The following is a 19,707-nucleotide window of genomic DNA, read 5'->3' as shown; positions in this document are numbered from 1 at the left end:
AACTAATCGTTGTCGTCTGAAAATATAATCTCACGAATATAATCAGTTGGCATCTCTTTGCCTGTCCACAGCTTAAATGATGCTGCACCTTGATCAATCATCATGCCGATACCATCATAGACATGCTTAACTCCGGCCTCCTGTGCCACTCTCATTAACTTAGTAGTTCTTGGAGAGTAAACCGTGTCAAATACTACCATATCCTGATGGAACCATGATGGATCTGAAACTAATGTCTTATCTTCAAACGGCTTCATTCCGATGCTAGTTGCATCGCAGTAAATATCACTTTCTGCAATTGATTGTTTAAATGCTTCCTGATCAGATAATTCAGTCAGAGAAACCTTGCAATCAGTGTTTTCACGAATAGTTTTAACAGTCTTTTCAGCTTGAGGCCAATTTTTATCTCTAATGTTAAACATTCTAATTTCCTTAGCACCATCTAAAGCTGACTGAACCGCTATCGGTGTTGCAGCACCACCTGCACCAGTTAAGGTCATAATCTTACCTTTAATATCAAAGCCTTCATCTTTAAGTGATTGCACAAAACCGATACCATCAGTGGTGTAGCCTGTCAAAATGCCATGATCGTTCACAATAGTATTAACAGCATCACACATTTTAGCAGCAGGTGATAATTTATCGAGGTATTGAATAACCTCTTTTTTATTAGGCATCGAAACGTTGGAACCACGCATATCTAACGTGCGAATAGCGTCAACTGCACCTTTTAATTTATCGTTGCCAACTTCAAAACAAAGATAGGTGTAATTCAAGCCCAGCTTAGCAAACGCATTATTGTGCATTGTTGGTGACATTGAATGCCGAATAGGATAAGCCATCAACCCAATTAAGTAGGTATGACCATCGAGCCAGCCAGTAATAGGACCATTAACACCAGTAATTTTATTAGTCATCATTTTTCTCCTTTATTAAATTTAAAATAATTATTCTATACTAATTTTTCGAAGCACCAGACACTGCATCAGTTAGATCAGGTGCAGTCTTTTCCAATTTTTGATAATTGGCATTATCAGCAGCCTCTGTTCCGGCCACAAAACCTGAAGCATAAGACCAAGAATTCATCATACTTGGCATTGAATCATGACCATTAGCACCGCCAACAATCTCACCGGCGGCATAGAAATTGTCTAACGCTTTTAAATCTTGGTCTAAAAGTTGCATACGCTGATTAGTTTCATAACCACCAAGGGTAGTACAAAAACGTAATTTCTGCTCAATCACAAAGTAGGTATCGCCTTCATATTTATGCATAAACTGACAAGGGCGACCAAACTCAGGATCATTACCTGAAGTTACATATTTTTCATAGTCAGTTAAAGTCTTCTTGAGGTTTTCATAATCAATGCCAGCTTTTTGAGCCACCGTCTGCAGGTCTCCGCTAACTAAAATCGGACTCTTCTTGCCGTCAAGATCAAAGAAGCCTTGAACTTCATCTTTGCTAAAACCATATTTAAGTAACAGTTCATAAAATCTGTTCCATGTTCTTTCATCCATCACTACAAAAGCAATTTTATCCTTTTGTTCAGCAATGGCATTCCTAAAGTGAGTGTATGGGGCAGATTCATTTACAATTCGTTTACCACTGGTATTAACAAAAATAGCACCCATGTCCGTCGCTTCTTTTGTTGAATAGGTGGTTAATTTGGCAATACCAGGCTCAACTTCTAAACCATGGGGGTAAACTTTATACCAGTCAAGATTGCGGGAAGCCAAATTCATATTTTTAGCAAAAGCGAAATAATCACCAGTAGAAGTCATTGGACCGTAATAAGGGATATTGGTTTTATGTTTAAGGTAATCACGCGCGCCCCAGCCTCCAGCTGCCATAATTAAGGACTTAAAGTTTACGGTAACTGTTTCGTGCTTACCCTCAGCAACTAATGAGACGAGCTGGTTATGTTCATTTTTATTCAGGTGTTCCACCCGAGTTTCCAGTAAAATTTTGCCACCCTTTTTGGTAAAAGCATTTGCCACTTTAGTTATCAATTCATAAGAACTTTCAGTTGGCATTTCAATTTGGCGGTTAACAGAATGCTCAATAGTTTGTGTCTCGGCTTTCTGATAGGTTAGGTCTGCAAATTCAGTAATAAAATCAACTGCTTTACCAATATTTTGCGCCAGTAAATCTGAAAGTAAGGGATAGTTTGTCCCCCGGCATTCTCGGGCAATATCTTGAACCAAGAGCTGCGGAGAATCTTTATTTGCTTCCTCACCAAATAAAGTAGCTGCTAATTTTGAACCGGTACCAACTACGTTTGAGCCATTTAAAATTGTAGCCCCACCGAGATAACCATTTTTTTCAAGTAAAAGAACATTTTTACCCATTGACAACGCCCGAGAGGCAGCCATTAGGCCCGCCATCCCCGAACCAATTACGGCTACATCCACATCATAGGTTACATCTTGATGTGCCTGATCGCTAGGCTGAGAAACAATATTTACACTATTTGCTTTTAAGGCCTTTTTACCAGAGTCAAGCATGGCTTGTGTCATAATCGAAGCACCGGAAATAGCATCAACAGCGAAACTCTGATTATTTAGAATATTCTTTTTTAATTTACCTACAACCTGGTTGAAGATACCCGGGGTTTCGGCAGTTTTGGTTACCTTAATATCCGTAATTTGATTGTCTTCGACTTTGATATCAAAGTCGATCTGACCATTTCTGCCTTCTGCCGTTGCTTTAATTGTTTTTTCTGACATAAATTCACCTTCTGTTTTATATTAATTTTTAATATTGAAATTTTTACTACGACTAATCAGGACAACACATAGAACCACCGAAATTATCGTTATCACTGTAGTTATCCAAAATACCATCAATGTACTTGCAGCATTGGCCTTTAATACAAACGCAGCTATAAGTGGTGCTACAAAGTAAACCAGGGCTGGCGCAAAACTGTAGTATGAAGTAATTTTTCCGTGACTTTGGGGAAAATAAGAAGTCAAAACGGAAAGTGCAACTTGCCAGACTCCCCCTGCAGTAAAGAAACCGACAGCTAAAGAACCTATTTCACCAGCTAGCAGGGACGGTTTTAAGACCATAAACAGCAGGCCAAGGGCAGTAATAGCTGAATATACCATAATTAAATTCAATCTTTTTACCCTAGTTACTAAAGCTGAGGTCACAAACACAGATATTAAGGAAGCAATCGAATACCATGATACAAGCTGATTGGCGTTAGCAGCGGACTCATTTAACACATACTGCCCATAGTAGGGAGCATAAAGAGAAAAAATATAGAATGTAAAACAAATTGTAAAACCTAAACCAATGATCATTAAGCCATCAACAGCTAACTTAGGCTGATTCTGCTCACTAATACCAGTTTCTTGGCTTTTTTCTTCTGCAGGAGCCTCTTTTGCCTCAGCTTGTGGGGCAAAAGCCGTCTTTATTGTAAATACAACATCCAGTAAAATAATAATGACTAATATTAACGCTGTAATCTTAGGGTTTTTAATTATTTTTACGCAAAATGGAAATAACATTTGCATGACTTGCATTGCGGCTTTAACAAACGAGTTCATTGTGGCTGTTTTATCTGGAAAAGCATCTGCAAGTGCAGGATAACCGGCTGTATCGCCAAATGAATTGGTTGCACCGAAAAACATTGCTGCTAACCCCGCTATCCAAATATTGTTTGCAAAAGCAGCACCAAGAAGAAAAATTGCGTCACTAAGCAATGCAATTAACAAGGCCCTTTTACGACCAATCTTATCTGAAATAGCACCAGCAAATAAAATTGTAAAAATTCTACCCAAGCCCACCATTGCAATTACAAGTGAAACTTGGGTCGCACTGGCATTCCAAGAATGGGCCAATATTTCTCTGTATTGACTAATAAATAAGGTAGCTGCTCCCACAACTGCAAAATGGGTATAAACAGAAGCGGCAACGCCACTATAACTTTTCCCTTTTTTCATAGCTTTACCTTTCAAAATTAAGACTGCTGATAATTCAGAAATAAATATATCCTATTAAAACGGATATGAATAATTATTTCTGATTACTGAATTATAAAAAATAACTATAGTTAAAAGTGCTACTACAACAATATTTTTCATTTTCATAATTTCAGATTATTAATTTTTAGGCTCATTTTGAATAGCAAGTTGTCTTTATACCACTAATTAATAGTTTACGCATATAAAAACTGAACCGTTACTTTAACTCAAAACTATTTTTTTGAATTATGTCAATTAATTCTTTTGCAGAGTCAGATAAAGGAAACAAAAATGTAAAGTTTAGCCGTAAATAGTTGCCAATAATAAAAAAGACTCATTAGTTAAAAGCGTCAAAACATAGTAAAATTAACGATAACGTATGAATATTAATTTCAGCAATAACAATATAAATAAATTTTGTAAAGGCTTTATCAAACTAAGTATAGTAATTATTAATATTAATATTGAATATAAAAATAATTTTGAGGTGACATCATGAATCTAAATCAACTTTATTATTTTCGTGAATTGGCAGACCAAAAACAATACACAAAAGCAGCAGACAATTTGTTCATCAGTCAACCTACCCTCTCGATATCGATTAAGCAACTGGAAAATGAGCTCCAATGCAAACTGTTTAACCATAATGGACGTTATGTGCAATTAACTGAATATGGGCGAATTTTTTATGATACTGTAACCAAATCTTTAAATACTTTAGATCGTGGTAAAAAGCAGATTGAGCAGCGTATCAGTCAGGATCAGGGCAATATCCATATTGCCGGTATACCTACAGCAATTGGAACTATATTGCCCCACTTAACTAAGCAATATCAACAAGAAAGTAATATTTCCCCTCACTTCATCTACCACGATAATCCTTCATATCAAATTTGCGAAGGTATTAAAAATGGTTGGTATGATATTGGAATTTCCTCATTTGTACCTGAATTTAGTTATTTTACTTATATTCCCCTTTACACTGAAGAAATTATTGCTATCGTTTCAAAAGAAAACAACCTGGCTAAAATAACAGAAATTACGCCTGCAGAATTACAAGGCGAGTCAATTATTACCTACTCTAAAAAAATTCAGATTGGTAAAGACATAACTAATGCTTTATTGGCGACTGCATCTGATCTAAATATCACAAATAGACTACATGATGAATTAGCAATTGCAGGACAAGTACTGACCAATGACATTGTCGGCATCGTTGCCAAAACTATTTATCTGAGTGGTTTCGATATTCACATTATAAAACTAGATTTACCCAAAAATACTCGTCAGGTTTATTTAGTTTATGATTCCAGCCAAAATTTTTCACCAGGAACTGTTGATTTCATTGACTTTCTTAAAAGTCATAAACCAGATATTCAAAAAATTGTTGATAACATTCCTGTCAACTAAAATATAAAAAGTAAAACTGACATCTATCAGAAATTAATAAATGTATGGTAGCGGGGTCTTGAAATAGGATATACTGATATTATGGCAAAGAGTTATAACATAAAAATTATTAGAATCGTTCAACAAGTTGTCAAAGAATTAATTAACTAATGAATCAAACCTATAATATGACTAATTCAATTACCCAAAACGCTTTACGCTCGCTTTTGTATGAAGTTGTTACTGAACCCAAACCTGGTCTGGTAGATCCTGGGAGCCCAGGCCCACATCCCGACATGGATATTTATACTTTTATTGACAGCTCTATCAGTTTAAAATCGTATTTTGCCACTGCTGTTAAAATTGGCCAGACTTTTCACTCAACTGACTTAACCCAAATGTTTCAGCAATTAAGGCAAAGAGGCATCACTGCTGAAAAAGAAATGTTTACTGCTACCCGTGGTGCTAATACCCATAAAGGAGCAATTTTTGCATTAGGAATTTTTGTTTGTGCCGAAAGTTATAGTATGACAAACAAGACCGAACTGTTTCTTACTATTACCAAGATGTGTAAAGGGCTTGTACAGCGTGATTTAGTTCAAAATAATGAATTACAAACAGCTGGTGAACAAGAATTTGTTAAATATAAGATAGGCGGAGCAAGAGCACAGGCAGAGCAGGGCTATCCCATAGTCAGAGAAGTGGCCCTGCCTTTTTTAAAAAGCAGTACTGGGACTGTTCAAACCAGGCTTCTGGACACATTAATGAAAATAGCTACAGTAGCGGTTGACAGTAACCTAATTAAACGGGCCGGAAATTATGATGTAGTTAAATGGCTCCACCAAGAAGCAACAAAATATTTAGATCTTGGTGGCTATGCTGCTGCAGCTGGGGAAAAGCAATTGCAAAAATTAAGTAAAGAGTGCTTAGTACATAATTACAGCTTAGGCGGTTGTGCAGATTTACTAATTGTCACCATTTTTGTTGCTTTTGAAAGAGGATATATATAAAAAGGAAGGCAAATTGCCTTCCTTTTTACTAGAATCAAAATATTATTTTTCAGATGCACCAGTTACGGCATCATTATGTGCAATTTCACCGCATGCAGTATCGGCAGCGATTCTACCAAAGGTAAAGATATCAGCTAGTGAATTACCACCTAAGCGATTACCAGCATGCAAGCCGCCAGCAACCTCGCCAGCAGCGTAGAGGCCGGCAATAATCTGGCCCTCTTTATTTAATACTTGCGCTTTAGGATTAATCTTTAAGCCACCCATTGTATGGTGAATAGCTGGCTTACGAGGCGTTGCATAAAATGGTGCAACTTCACATTTAAGGTTAAATGCACTTTTACCAAATTCCGGATCATTACCAGCATCAACATATGAATTATACTTTTTAATGGTATTGACCAAAGTAGCAGGATCCATACCGGCTTTTTCGGCTAGTTCTTCAAGAGTATCAGCTTTTAATAATGTACCGGCTTTTACCTGGGCCTCAAGTGATTCCTCAGTTGTGTTATAGGCAGTAGCCTTTATTTTTTCATCTGCTATTAAGTAGAACAAAGTGCCATTAGCAATTGCCGCCTTAGCTAAAGTATCACGCTCTGCAAATTCGTTAACAAAGCGTTCACCCTTTTGGTTAACCATAATAAAGTTTTCAGGCGGAGTTTGGATACCGGTAAATAATTCACCGGTCTTAGGATCAGAAACTGGCATTAATTGAATAAAGCCCATACCAACTAAATCAGCACCTGCTTCTTGGCCTAGAGCTATCCCATCACCAGTAATTGCTGGTGAATTGGTAGTAGCAATGTCATCATCAATGTGCTTCCAGTAAGTGTTGTATTTTTGTACCATTTTAGTATTTGCACCAAAGCCGCCAGAAGTCAAAATTACTTTTTGGGCATGAACAGTAACCTTACTGCCATCGTTTCCTTGGGCTACAACACCTGTAACTTTACCGTCTTCAATAATTAAATGCTGTGCCCTAGTTTCAGTTAAAACCGTAGCGCCATGATCTTTTATCCAATCACCTAAAACGTGAATAAATGCATAGCCCATAGGTTCAACCGGCTTATGACCGCGACGCCATAAAGCACCAACCGGCATAGTGACATCAGAGCGGTCAAATTTTACTCCTAAATCAGTTAGCCATTTAACCGAATCAAGTACGTTATTGACAAGCTCGGTAACTAAAGCATAATTGCCGTGAATTTCATTACCATTTAAGTCAGTTCTTTTGCCACCTAAATAAGTCTGTATCTCATGTAATAATACCGAGTCAAAAAGATAATTTTCTCCAGAATCCACATAAGCCTTAATTTGCTTTTGCAATTCTTTAAAATCATCACGGTATTCTGGATCAATTTCAGCAATCGGCGTAGCAGCTAATTTTTCCAAGCTTTCTTTTTCACCTGGTAAAGCCTTGAACTTATTCTGCCATTCTGGCTCAGCAGCGTTTAAAGGACCACCAGCCCTAGTAGTATTACCACCGATTTGAGGGAATTTTTCCAATACTATTACTTTTTTACCGTTTTGAATTGTTCTGGCGGCTGCCGCAAGACCAGCCCCGCCGGCACCGATCACCACAACATCAGTTTGGTATTCAGCGTCTGAACTATTAGCGGTCTGAGGTTTTGGCCTGTTTAACCATTCTTGTGCGTCTCCACCGGCCTCATTAATTGCCTGAGCCACACCATCGACTACTCCATGGCTGGAAATAGTAGCTCCACTAACCGCATCAACATTTAAAGTTTGGCTAGCAATAATTTGCTTTGGCAAACGTTTAAAAACTTCATCGGCTACTCCTGCAGTTTCACCACTTGAATCTATACCAATTTCTTTGATTTTATCCTCAGAAAGGGTCACTTCCATAGGCATAAAACTGGAGCCATGACCTTTAGCCTTAACTTTGTAAGTACCAGGTTTCATCATTAATATACTTCCTTTCTTTAAATACTTATCAGTTAAATTTTACTAACTTTTTTTAGCAAAATGAAATAGTTTTAAAGTAAAAAGATTATAATAAAATTGTTATGGGAGGTAAAATATGAATGACCCTGAAACAGTTTTACATTTTATTGATGTCCTACTAAAAGAAAGTAATTTTACACGAGCAGCCAGCGAATTATATATTTCACAGCCTTATTTAACGCAACTAATTAAAAGAATAGAGCGGAAACTGGGAACTAAGATAATTGACCGCGAATCAATTCCATTCAAGTTAACAGAAGCCGGCATAATTTATTACAATTATTTAGAAACTAAAATTTCTAATAAACAAAAACTAACTGAGCAGCTAATACCGTACGTATCACCTGATCAAGAAGTAATTAGAATTGGTGTTTTAGAAAGCCTAGGTACATTTTTATTACCTGAATTGCTGCCTAATTTTATGTTTGAAAATCCTCATATAAAAATACAATTAGCAGAAAATTTTCCCAAAGTGAGTGAAACACATCTTTTGCATGAACAAATAGATTGCTATCTCGGTCAAACACCTGAATCACTTAATCAAGGACTGGACTTCTATGTCAATGGTGGTGAAAACTATTTTGTTATTATTTCGCCAAGATCAAAATACTTTAAAAAAGGTCGGTTTATTCACGAGCCGCAGGAATATGACATTAAAGATATTTTGCAAGAACCTTTTGTTGTCAGTTCAACTAATTCTGCTATACGTCACCAAGTCAACGGTGCATTTCAAAAATTTCATATCAAGCCTAATATTATATTAGAAAGCAGCAGTATTATCACTGCCACTAATTTGGCAATAAAAGGTGTAGGATTAACTATTTCCGCTGCCAGCATAATCAAAAGAATGGCACAAACACCCATTAATTTACTTCCCGTTGATCATAACTTGATCCAAATTAAATATTTCATTGCAGTCAAGCATGGACAAGAACTAAAACCAGGATTAAAGAAACTAATTTCAGCTTTCCAAAAACTTAAAATTGAACCTAATATCAAATAGGACACAATAATTAATCCAGGGCATTTAAATTACTAAACGCAAAAAAAGAGGACCTTTCCAGATCCTCTTCTCTCTTCGCTCCGGCTGTCAGACTCGAACTGACGACATCTTGATTAACAGTCAAGCGCTCTACCAACTGAGCTAAGCCGGAATACTAAAAAGCACGGCAGCGTCCTACCCTCGCAGGCAGTCTCCCACCAACTACTCTCGGCGTGAAGAAGCTTAACTGCTGTGTTCGGCATGGTTACAGGTGTTTCCTTCTTGCTCTTGCCACCGTACTTTTTCCTTGTGAGCTTTTACACTCAAAACTAAATATAATCCGCTAAAAAAACCTTGATTGCCTTTAAGCTTTGGTCAAGTCCTCGACTGATTAGTACTGGTCCGCTCCAAGCCTCACGGCTCTTCCACTCCCAGCCTATCTACCTCTTAGTCTTTGAGGTGTCTTACTACTTGCGTATGGGAAATCTCATCTTGAGGGGGCTTCGCACTTAGATGCTTTCAGCGCTTATCCCGGCCATACTTAGCTACCCAGCGATGCCTTTGGCAAGACAACTGGTACACCAGCGGTATGTCCATCCCGGTCCTCTCGTACTAAGGACAGCTCCTCGCAAATTTCCTACGCCCACGACGGATAGGGATCGAACTGTCTCACGACGTTCTGAACCCAGCTCGCGTGCCGCTTTAATGGGCGAACAGCCCAACCCTTGGAATCGACTTCAGCCCCAGGATGCGACGAGCCGACATCGAGGTGCCAAACCTCCCCGTCGATGTGAACTCTTGGGGAGATAAGCCTGTTATCCCCAGGGTAGCTTTTATCCGTTGAGTGATGGCTCTTCCATACGGTACCACCAGATCACTAAGCCCGACTTTCGTCCCTGCTCGAGTTGTCGCTCTCGCAGTCAAGCTCCCTTATACCTTTGCACTCTGTGAATGATTTCCAACCATTCTGAGGGAACCTTTGGGCGCCTCCGTTACACTTTAGGAGGCGACCGCCCCAGTCAAACTGCCCGTCTGACACTGTCCCATGCCTCGCTTAGAGGCTCATGGTTAGAGCAGCCATCAAACAAGGGTAGTATCCCAACATTGCCTCTGATAACACTGGCGTGCTATCTTCTCCGGCTCCTACCTATCCTGTACATGTTTAACAGCTGCCCAATATCAAATTGCAGTAAAGCTCCATGGGGTCTTTCCGTCCTGTCGCGGGTAACCCGCATCTTCACGGGTATTATAATTTCACCGAGTCTCTCGTTGAGACAGTGCCCAAATCATTACACCTTTCGTGCAGGTCGGAACTTACCCGACAAGGAATTTCGCTACCTTAGGATCGATTATAGTTACGGCCGCCGTTTACTGGGGCTTCAGTTCGCTGCTTCGCTTACGCTTACAGCTCTCCTTAACCTTCCAGCACCGGGCAGGTGTCAGCCCCTATACGTCGTCTTACGACTTAGCAGAGACCTGTGTTTTGATAAACAGTTGTTTGGTACTATTCACTGCGGCTGGCTTTACACCAGCACCCCTTCTCCCGAAGTTACGGGGCGATTTTGCCGAGTTCCTTAACGAGAGTTCTCTCGCTCACCTGAGTGTTCTCCACTCGACTACCTGTGTCGGTTTGCGGTACGGGTACCTATCTTCTCACTAGAAGCTTTTCTTGGCAGTGTGACGCTTGAACCTTCGCTACTCTAATTTCGCTCCTCATCACGCCTTGTGCTTATCAGTAACAAGCATTTGACTCATTACCACACTTGACGCTTAAACATGGCTTCCAGCGCCATGCGTTCTTTGCCTCCTGCGTCCCTCCTTCGCTGTTAACGAAGATAAGCAGTACAGGAATCTCTACCTGTTCTCCATCGACTACGCCTTTCGGCCTTGCCTTAGGTCCCGACTTACCCTGGGCGGACGAGCCTGCCCCAGGAAACCTTAGTCTTTCGGCGGATAGGATTCTCACCTATCTTGCGCTACTCATACCGGCATTCTCACTTCTAAACGCTCCATTTATCTTCACAGTTAAACTTCGCCGCATTTAGAACGCTCTCCTACCACGTGCATTACTGCACATCCACAGTTTCGGTACTATGCTTAGCCCCGGTAAATTTTCGGCGCAGCGTCACTCGACTAGTGAGCTATTACGCACTCTTTTAATGATGGCTGCTTCTGAGCCAACATCCTAGTTGTCTACGCAACTCCACATCCTTTTCCACTTAGCATAGATTTGGGGATCTTAACTGGTGATCTGGGCTGTTTCCCTTTCGACTACGGATCTTATCACTCGCAGTCTGACTCCAGTGCCTTGATCGCTGGAATTCGCAGTTTATCTGAATTCAGTAACCCCTGACGGCTCTTCGTCCAAACAGAGCTCTACCTCCATGATCATTTCTAGCACCAGGCTAGCCCTAAAGCTATTTCGGAGAGAACCAGCTATCTCCAAGTTCGTTTGGAATTTCACCGCTACCCACAACTCATCCCCGCAATTTTTAACTTACGTGGGTTCGGTCCTCCAGTGCGCTTTACCGCACCTTCAACCTGGTCATGGGTAGGTCACTTGGTTTCGGGTCTACATCAACTAACTACTGCGCCCTCTTCAGACTCGCTTTCGCTCCGGCTCCGTCTTTTCTGACTTAACCTCGCTAATTAACGTAACTCGCCGGTTCATTCTACAAAAGGCACGCCATTACCCCTTAATGGGCTTTGACTATTTGTAGGCACACGGTTTCAGGTTCTCTTTCACTCCCTCCCGGGGTTCTTTTCACCTTTCCCTCACGGTACTGGTTCACTATCGGTCACAATGTAGTATTTAGCCTTGCGAGATGGTCCTCGCTGCTTCAATCAGGATTCCTCGTGTCCCGACCTACTCAGGATCCTGCTCAGCGCGCTTGGGATTTCGCTTACGGGGCTCTCACCCTCTCTGGCTTACCTTCCCAGGTAATTCTGCTATCCTTTGCGCTGCCTTGTCGCAGTCCTACAACCCCAAATGATAAATCATCTGGTTTGGGCTCTTTCCGCTTCGCTCGCCGCTACTAGGAAATCGATTTTTCTTTCTCTTCCTGCAGCTACTTAGATGTTTCAGTTCACTGCGTCTTGCCCCAGGTGGCTATTGATTCACCACCTGGTAATGCATCTGCATGCATTGGGTTCCCCATTCGGATATCTCCGGATCTTTGCGTACTTACTGCTCCCCGAAGCCTTTCGTGGTTCGTCACGTCCTTCTTCGCCTCATTGTGCCTAGGCATTCACCGTGCGCCCTTCTTTACTTGACCTTACTCAAGATACTCTCTCGGTCGCTCTTTAGCAATCTGTTCTCTTTTGATTGTTTCTCGGTTTTTCTTGGATTATATTCAGTTTTCAATGTACTAACTCGTTTGAGGTACTACCCTCAAAACTAAACAATGTCTTCACTACTCATGTGCTCTTGCCGGACTTCTCTTAGTATTCCTACTCTCCGTCTCGGCTCCCTTTTCCTTAGAAAGGAGGTGATCCAGCCGCAGGTTCTCCTACGGCTACCTTGTTACGACTTCACCTAATCATCTGTCCTGCCTTAGACGGCTGACTCCTTTGCAGGTTATCCCACCGGCTTTGGGCATTACAGACTCTCATGGTGTGACGGGCGGTGTGTACAAGGCCGGGAACGTATTCACCGCGGCGTGCTGATCCGCGATTACTAGCGATTCCAGCTTCATGCACTCGAGTTGCAGAGTGCAATCCGAACTGAGATTAGCTTTCAGAGATTCGCTTGCCTTTGCAGGTTCGCTGCTCGTTGTACTAACCATTGTAGCACGTGTGTAGCCCAGGTCATAAGGGGCATGATGACTTGACGTCGTCCCCACCTTCCTCCGGTTTGTCACCGGCAGTCTCATTAGAGTGCCCAACTTAATGCTGGCAACTAATAATAAGGGTTGCGCTCGTTGCGGGACTTAACCCAACATCTCACGACACGAGCTGACGACAGCCATGCACCACCTGTCTTAGTGTTCCCGAAGGAAACATCCTATCTCTAGGACTGGCACTAGATGTCAAGACCTGGTAAGGTTCTTCGCGTTGCTTCGAATTAAACCACATGCTCCACCGCTTGTGCGCCTCGTCAATTCCTTTGAGTTTTAACCTTGCGGTCGTACTCCCCAGGCGGAGTGCTTAATGCGTTAGCTGCAGCACTGAGAGGCGGAAACCTCCCAACACTTAGCACTCATCGTTTACGGCATGGACTACCAGGGTATCTAATCCTGTTCGCTACCCATGCTTTCGAACCTCAGCGTCAGTTACAGACCAGAGAGCCGCCTTCGCCACTGGTGTTCTTCCATATATCTACGCATTCCACCGCTACACATGGAGTTCCACTCTCCTCTTCTGCACTCAAGAAACATAGTTTCAGCTGCAGTTCCCCAGTTAAGCTGGGGGCTTTCACAGCTGACTTATCTTCCCGCCTGCGTTCGCTTTACGCCCAATAAATCCGGACAACGCTTGCCACCTACGTATTACCGCGGCTGCTGGCACGTAGTTAGCCGTGACTTTCTGGTTGATTACCGTCAAACAAAGATCAGTTACTTTCCTTGTCCTTCTTCACCAACAACAGAGCTTTACGATCCGAAAACCTTCTTCACTCACGCGGCGTTGCTCCATCAGACTTGCGTCCATTGTGGAAGATTCCCTACTGCTGCCTCCCGTAGGAGTTTGGTAGTGTCTCAGTCCCAATGTGGCCGGTCAGTCTCTCAACTCGGCTATGCATCATCGCCTTGGTAGGCCGTTACCTTACCAACTAGCTAATGCACCGCGCCCATCCTTTAGTGACAGCTCGAAAGCCGCCTTTCTCAGCTTGAGCATGCGCTCTTGCTGCTTATTTGGTATTAGCACCTGTTTCCAAGTGGTATCCCAAGCTAAAGGGCAGGTTGCCCACGTGTTACTCACCCATCCGCCGCTCGCGCTTCTGACTTCCTACCGAAGTATTCTGTCAAAATTGCTCGCTCGACTTGCATGTATTAGGCACGCCGCCAGCGTTCGTCCTGAGCCAGGATCAAACTCTCATTTTTTAAATGTTTGTTTGAATGTTTGCTCATTCGTTCCAAGATTCGCATCTCGGATTTATTTGCTTGCGAAATTGACTTCGCTCTTTTGTTTTGGGTTCTTTAAACCCGCACATTTTTGCGAAAACATTGTTCAGTTTTCAAGGTACTACCTGCTGCTAAAGCAGCTTTTTTATTTTGCCAGATCCACTTGCTTTTGTCAAGCACTTTTTTCTGACTTATTTTGCCGTCTTACCGGACAGCGTTTATTATCTTACTAAAACAATTGTCTTTTGTCAACTGCTTTTGCTTGATTTTTACGCTGTCTTCGTGCTCTTGCCTTGCGGCTCATTGCCCGACGACAGTTATTAATACTAGCAAGTATTTTTCTTTTTTGCAAGTCTTTTTTGCATTTTTTTGAAATAAAAATATTTCTTCATTATATTTGAATTATTTTTGCTCAATTAATTAGCCTAGCTTCGCCGTAATCTAGTTTGAATTGCCCCACAATTTCCTTGAAATATTTGTCTCATCTATTCTTTATTTGTCAAAATTTCGTATCTTAAAAATAGCAAACGTTATCTAAACTTAATCCTTTCGTATAACCTAATTAATTTAAAAGTTTTATAATACAACTATCTTTTTAAGGAGATTAAAACTATTTTGAAACATAAAATCATTACACTAGTCACGGCCTTAGCTATGGCCGCTACACCCCTAGCCGCTGTTTCTACTACACAAGTCAACGCAGCACCAAGCAGCACGCAGACAGAAATGTATAATTTTGTCAGAAATACCTTGCAAAAACATCATGTTCGCGGCATTGTCACCGTTGTTAAAAACGGTGTACCACAGACAATTAGCTATGGTTATGCTTGGTATGGCAAGCGTATCGGTAACGGCAATAGCAAAGTTGTCTATCCGACAGCTTCTTTGCAAAAAGTAATAACCGCGGCCATGGTAGTACAATTAATTAACGAAACCAAGGGCACTAATAATTCCTTTACTCAATATACCAAAATATCCCGGTGGTATCCTAACCTCAAAAATGCGGATAGTATCACTGTAGGCAATCTGTTAACTCATACCTCCGGTATTATGGCGACTAAAACCGAAGTAGACAGGGGCCGAAATTATTCGGAAGAAAAAGCAATTAACTGGGTAGTTAACAACATTAATTCTTCTCCATCCGACACAATAGGTAATTATCATTACAATAATAGTAATTATATTTTACTTACAGGCATTATCAGACAAATCACCGGTAGATCGTATGCGGATAATATCCAGAGCCGAATTATTGACAAGCTGAACTTGCAGAATACATATCTTTACCAAAACATTCCTAAGGGTAAAACAGACCCTATTTCATACTATTCAAATGGTGGTAAAAATTATCAGCAAGCCGCTTATCTTAAAAAGAGTTTAGTCTCACAGATTCCAGGTGCCGGCAATCTATTTACTACTACAGAAGAATATTACAAAATGCAAGTTGGTTTAACAGATGGCTCTATTCTTAGTAAAAACGATTTTTATTATCTAACACACTTAAAAAGCAAGGTAGTTAATTATTCGGGCGGACTTTATTTATATAATAACGATAATATTAAAAACGCCTATGGGAGTTTTAAAGGGGTTCATTTTGGTACCTGGATGCAGCTAACTGCAGATAATCAAAACGGTATTGTGATGTTTTTAAATCAAACTGATGATAATGAAAACAACCAAAAAGATGTAGGCTACGAAATATTGCAGCACATCAAGCCTAATACTTTCGTCGCGCGTTAGTTTTAGTTATCAACTCTTTGATTTAGCTTAACTTCTATAATTATTTAATTGCGATAAATTCAGTTTAAAACAAATAAGAGTTAGGAAATTTCCCTAACTCTTATTTTTTACTTGTAATATTTATTAAAAGTTACTCTTTTTGACGTATTGATTTTTCCTTACGATTCCTTACGATATAGTATAACTTCCGATGGGATCTTAACGGCTGCGCCATAAAGTTTCATTTATCTTGATTATTTTTAATATTTAAAAGTTAAAATTATTTTTCACGTTTCTTTTTGATTTTGTCATACAGATACATCGTATCAGAGATAGCGAAATAGACAAGTGTAATAAAAAATGCAACTGTAGCAATTTTAAGAGCCAAACTAAAATTAGTTAATGCTGTCCACATTAAAAAGACTACATATAGAGCCGCAATTGGTAAAACAACTCGATTAATTCGATGTTCTTGACGCATAGCATGAATTGCTTTATTTTGATCTGCATCTTTAAGGTTACGTTCTGCCATTTTGTTACCTCCTTTTTATGGCCTACTTATTTAAATTTTATAGTATTTTAACATAATATTGGTAAAATAGATAATTTTATTAATATTTATTTAATATTTTTTATTTATCTTATCAAGTAAAAATTCTATAATGGCGACTCTTGAAGCGTTACAGCTAACACAAAAAGTCTAAGAAAATTAATTCTTAGACTTTTTCTTATTCATTAAATAATAACTCATACATTTTTGTACTCAACGGCTTTTCTAACAATAAATTCATCCCTACCGCTACTTTTTTCTTCGGCCCTAGCAATTCTTCTTTGACCGTGTCTTTTTGAATATCTACCTGTCCTAAATAGTAAAACTGTTTGCCAATCGCATCACTCTTCTTAACAAAAAGTAGCAACTTCATTTGCGGCGTATTAAGCAATCTCTGCACCTCATCTGATTCTAGATGACGTGGCGATCGCGTATACCAGCGTAAACAGCGGCCGTCTTCTAGCGTATTATGGTATAAAGCATTGCGCTTTTTAGCCGAGTCTTTTTGATAAGTGATAAAAATAGGAGTTTCATGTTCGTCCACACGGTAGCCATACATTGGTGCAGAAACATCTAAGGGCCAATTGAGCAATCGACAAGCATCTTTACGATCGTATTGCTCGTAAAGAGTAAATTGCTTTTGGTTATCATATTTTTGATTCATTGCCAAACCGGTTTTAATCACATCAACAAACAATTTTTTAAAAGTATTATTTTGCAAAAGAGACTGCGTCAATTGCGGTGCTAATGCATAATCCAGTAAATCAGCTTTAATCACAAGCGGCTGGCCGCCATATTGTTCTTTTTTGGTTGTCTTGCCCTGCTTAATGGCAAAAAAGCTTAACGAAAGAATATCTTCAACTGAAGTTAACACTCTTTCATTAACATAGGCACCATAATCATGCAATTTTTTTTCAAATTCTTCCTGACTAACCTGCTCTTTTTCTAAAAGCAGCTTTAAAAGCAGCAGTTCATGTGGCCTTTTGCCATTCAATAATTCTTTAGTAACAAAAGATAAAACCGCACTCTCATAACCATTCAATTTTACAGGCTCACCCATCTTGACCAGAAACTCGCCATAGTGCCCAAGACTATGATTATTCGCGAAGACCATTGGTGAAGTTGAACCGTAACGATAAAAATCAAATAGCAAGGGCGGACGCCCTATCTTTTCAGCTAATTCTTGGTAAGATTGCCGCAATTCCTTAATGCTGTCCAATTTAATCTTATCCAGCGAAGCCAAAATTTTGGCAGAAGCAATTTGGCTAAAGTTAATCGTTGAAACATCAATAAAGCTCGGGAGCACACTTTCTTCACGTGCCTTATCCTGCGAACGACTGTCATCCTGATTCAAAGCAATCGGAATTAAATAGTTATTTTTATAGTTACCGATAAAGTCGATGACCGTAACATAATCTTTACCGGGATATTTACGTAAGCCCCGACCTAGCTGCTGGATAAAAACAATACTGGACTGCGTATTCCGCAACATAATAATCTGATTTAAAGCCGGTATATCAATTCCCTCATTAAAGAGGTCAACGGTAATAATGTAATCAATTTTACCTTGTTCCAGCTGCCTGACTACTTGCAGTCTTCTTTTTTCACTGTCTTCATTAGTTAAGGCGATTGCTGGATGCCTGCGCTCTGAAAAGCTTTGAGCTAATTCACGCGCTTCTTCTTGGCGACTGCAAAAGACCAGACCTTTAGCTTGAGAGCCACAATAACCATAATAATCCAGCTGCTTTAAAACATAGTCAACACGCTCCGGCGCCAGTAATCTGCGCAAGTTGGCGGTCTCATCAATGCTTGCACCAGCAACTTCATAGTCCGCAACTCCCACATAATGAAAAGGAGCCAGCATTTTTTCTTCTAACGCTTCCCGCAAGCGGATTTCATAAGCTAGATTATAATCAAACAATCTATAGACATCCTGATCGTCCATTCTTTCTGGCGTGGCAGTCATCCCCAGCCAAAACTGCGGCTTAAACTTGGCAAAAATTCTCTGGTAACTTGGTGCGGCTGCTCTGTGGGCCTCATCAATCAAAATGTAATCAAAAGTTGTTGCACTCAGGCTGGCAAGGATATCCGGCTGACTCAAAGTCTGCACGGTGGCAAAAACATATTTGCGCTCAAGCTGGTGCTTATGTCCGGTTAACAAGCCATAATCAGTTGGATTGCCGCCAATTACCTGGTAAAAACTTTTTAAAGCTTTTTTGGCAATTTGTTCACGATGAACTACATAAAGAAACTTATGCGGTTTAAAATCTTTAACCGCAAAAGCCCCCAAATACGTTTTCCCAGTTCCAGTCGCTGAAACTACCAGGCCGCGTTTTTGACCATCTGCAACTAGTTCCTTTAGTTCACGCAGAGCTTCTACTTGCATCTTATTTGGCACAATTTTAGCTGCTTCATTAACATGAATCTGTGATTGCGGTTGTGGCTTTACCCAATTTTGTTCATATTCTCTTATCCAGCTTGCGGATAATGGCGTGCTCGTCTTTTTTAATTCATGCAGCTGTTGAGCAATTTGTGTTGTCAGTGTCGCATTATTCTTCGAACTAATTTTCAAAGCCCATTCATAATTACTTAAAAGTGCCGCACGGGTAAAATTAGCACTGCCAATAACCAAAGTTTGCCAATCGTCATGGTCAAAGAGATAACCCTTAGCGTGAAAACCGGCTTGCGGCGTAATCTTTACCGTTAAGTTGCTAATCTTCATTAATTCACGGAAAACTTTGGGATTGTTAAATCCTAAATAGTCACCTGTAATTAACGTACCCGTAACGTTTCTTTTAGCCAAATCGGCCATGACTACTTTAAAGGGGACAAGCATGTCCTGCGTCACAAAAGCCACTGCCCAGGTAAAAGTGTTGCAACTGAGGAGCTCTTGGCGCAAAGTCAGCCAAATGTTCTCCTGCTTATTATTTTGCAGGAGCTTTGGTCCTAATACTTCATGTCCCGGATAACTGGAATCATATAAACCGTTAAGAATGGCATCTTGCAGAGGCTCATTCATTCACATCACCTCAAAATTATTTTACACAAAAGAAAAAGAAACCC

At 40.2% G+C, this 19,707-nt stretch carries 10 protein-coding genes, 1 tRNA gene and 3 rRNA genes; 4 read left to right on the top strand and 10 right to left on the bottom strand.

The window, feature by feature from the left end; genetic code table 11:
• Positions 1-2 precede the first annotated feature (2 nt).
• The 3 genes from LDX54_RS00590 to LDX54_RS00580 are packed head-to-tail and all read right to left on the bottom strand — an operon-like array spanning position 3 to position 3,948.
• Positions 3-917, bottom strand: coding sequence for a shikimate dehydrogenase (locus LDX54_RS00590; protein WP_265667194.1), 915 nt, complete (start codon positions 915-917; stop codon positions 3-5).
• 40 nt (positions 918-957) lie between these two features.
• Entirely contained in the window at positions 958-2,727 is a 1,770-nt protein-coding gene (locus tag LDX54_RS00585) for an FAD-dependent oxidoreductase (RefSeq protein WP_265667195.1), read from the bottom strand.
• A 21-nt stretch (positions 2,728-2,748) separates the two neighbouring features.
• Positions 2,749-3,948 carry an MFS transporter gene (locus LDX54_RS00580; protein WP_265667196.1) on the bottom strand — a complete coding sequence of 400 codons (1,200 nt, stop codon included), beginning with the start codon at positions 3,946-3,948 and terminating at the stop codon, positions 2,749-2,751.
• Between the two features lie 516 nt (positions 3,949-4,464).
• Here LDX54_RS00580 and LDX54_RS00575 point away from each other — a divergent pair.
• Both LDX54_RS00575 and LDX54_RS00570 read left to right on the top strand, forming a co-directional pair.
• Positions 4,465-5,379 (top strand): LysR family transcriptional regulator, encoded by a 915-nt coding sequence (locus LDX54_RS00575; RefSeq protein ID WP_046324094.1) that lies wholly within the window; start codon positions 4,465-4,467, stop codon positions 5,377-5,379.
• Positions 5,380-5,528: 149 nt separating this feature from the next.
• Complete coding sequence (locus LDX54_RS00570; RefSeq protein WP_265667197.1) at positions 5,529-6,368, top strand: triphosphoribosyl-dephospho-CoA synthase; 840 nt, start codon at positions 5,529-5,531, stop codon at positions 6,366-6,368.
• Between the two features lie 42 nt (positions 6,369-6,410).
• Here the strand turns inward: LDX54_RS00570 and LDX54_RS00565 are convergent, their stop codons facing one another.
• A complete protein-coding gene (locus LDX54_RS00565; protein WP_265667634.1) occupies positions 6,411-8,291 on the bottom strand; it encodes a flavocytochrome c in 1,881 nt (626 codons plus the stop codon).
• A gap of 118 nt (positions 8,292-8,409) precedes the next feature.
• On the opposite strand from LDX54_RS00565, the gene LDX54_RS00560 reads away from it, so the two are divergent.
• On the top strand, positions 8,410-9,336 hold the full coding sequence (locus tag LDX54_RS00560; RefSeq protein WP_265667198.1) for a LysR family transcriptional regulator: 927 nt from the start codon (positions 8,410-8,412) through the stop codon (positions 9,334-9,336).
• 78 nt (positions 9,337-9,414) lie between these two features.
• Here LDX54_RS00560 and LDX54_RS00555 read toward each other — a convergent pair.
• The 4 genes from LDX54_RS00555 to LDX54_RS00540 all read right to left on the bottom strand — a co-directional run bounded on the left by LDX54_RS00555 (position 9,415) and on the right by LDX54_RS00540 (position 14,354).
• Positions 9,415-9,487: transfer RNA gene (locus tag LDX54_RS00555), tRNA-Asn, on the bottom strand.
• 10 nt (positions 9,488-9,497) lie between these two features.
• Positions 9,498-9,614, bottom strand: a 5S ribosomal RNA gene (rrf, locus tag LDX54_RS00550).
• A 72-nt stretch (positions 9,615-9,686) separates the two neighbouring features.
• A 23S ribosomal RNA gene (locus LDX54_RS00545) occupies positions 9,687-12,590 on the bottom strand.
• 206 nt (positions 12,591-12,796) lie between these two features.
• Positions 12,797-14,354: ribosomal RNA gene (locus LDX54_RS00540) — 16S ribosomal RNA — on the bottom strand.
• Together the 16S, 23S and 5S rRNA genes with 1 tRNA gene alongside form the textbook arrangement of a ribosomal RNA operon.
• Before the next feature lie 675 nt (positions 14,355-15,029).
• On the opposite strand from LDX54_RS00540, the gene LDX54_RS00535 reads away from it, so the two are divergent.
• Positions 15,030-16,115: a serine hydrolase domain-containing protein gene (locus LDX54_RS00535; RefSeq protein ID WP_265667635.1), complete on the top strand. Its 1,086-nt coding sequence runs from the start codon at positions 15,030-15,032 to the stop codon at positions 16,113-16,115.
• A 259-nt stretch (positions 16,116-16,374) separates the two neighbouring features.
• On the opposite strand, the gene LDX54_RS00530 is transcribed toward LDX54_RS00535, so the two are convergent.
• Together LDX54_RS00530 and LDX54_RS00525 are read right to left on the bottom strand one after the other, a co-directional pair.
• On the bottom strand, positions 16,375-16,626 hold the full coding sequence (locus tag LDX54_RS00530) for a hypothetical protein (RefSeq protein ID WP_046324090.1): 252 nt from the start codon (positions 16,624-16,626) through the stop codon (positions 16,375-16,377).
• Between the two features lie 196 nt (positions 16,627-16,822).
• Complete coding sequence (locus LDX54_RS00525; protein ID WP_265667199.1) at positions 16,823-19,663, bottom strand: DEAD/DEAH box helicase; 2,841 nt, start codon at positions 19,661-19,663, stop codon at positions 16,823-16,825.
• Between the last annotated feature and the right edge of the window lie 44 nt (positions 19,664-19,707).

The sequence above is a fragment of the Lactobacillus sp. IBH004 genome, from assembly GCF_026185255.2.
Classification (GTDB): domain Bacteria; phylum Bacillota; class Bacilli; order Lactobacillales; family Lactobacillaceae; genus Lactobacillus; species Lactobacillus melliventris.
The sequence above is the reverse complement of the archived record's forward strand: the minus strand, read 5'-3'. Positions and strand labels throughout refer to the sequence as shown.

Bases quoted from the DNA above. Each gene is read 5' to 3' on its own strand.
- LDX54_RS00590 (WP_265667194.1), bottom strand. From the start codon at position 917: ATGACTAATAAAATTACTGGTGTTAATGGTCCTATTACTGGCTGGCTC.
- LDX54_RS00585 (WP_265667195.1), bottom strand. From the start codon at position 2,727: ATGTCAGAAAAAACAATTAAAGCAACGGCAGAAGGCAGAAATGGTCAG.
- LDX54_RS00580 (WP_265667196.1), bottom strand. From the start codon at position 3,948: ATGAAAAAAGGGAAAAGTTATAGTGGCGTTGCCGCTTCTGTTTATACC.
- LDX54_RS00575 (WP_046324094.1), top strand. From the start codon at position 4,465: ATGAATCTAAATCAACTTTATTATTTTCGTGAATTGGCAGACCAAAAA.
- LDX54_RS00570 (WP_265667197.1), top strand. From the start codon at position 5,529: ATGAATCAAACCTATAATATGACTAATTCAATTACCCAAAACGCTTTA.
- LDX54_RS00565 (WP_265667634.1), bottom strand. From the start codon at position 8,291: ATGAAACCTGGTACTTACAAAGTTAAGGCTAAAGGTCATGGCTCCAGT.
- LDX54_RS00560 (WP_265667198.1), top strand. From the start codon at position 8,410: ATGAATGACCCTGAAACAGTTTTACATTTTATTGATGTCCTACTAAAA.
- LDX54_RS00535 (WP_265667635.1), top strand. From the start codon at position 15,030: ATGGCCGCTACACCCCTAGCCGCTGTTTCTACTACACAAGTCAACGCA.
- LDX54_RS00530 (WP_046324090.1), bottom strand. From the start codon at position 16,626: ATGGCAGAACGTAACCTTAAAGATGCAGATCAAAATAAAGCAATTCAT.
- LDX54_RS00525 (WP_265667199.1), bottom strand. From the start codon at position 19,663: ATGAATGAGCCTCTGCAAGATGCCATTCTTAACGGTTTATATGATTCC.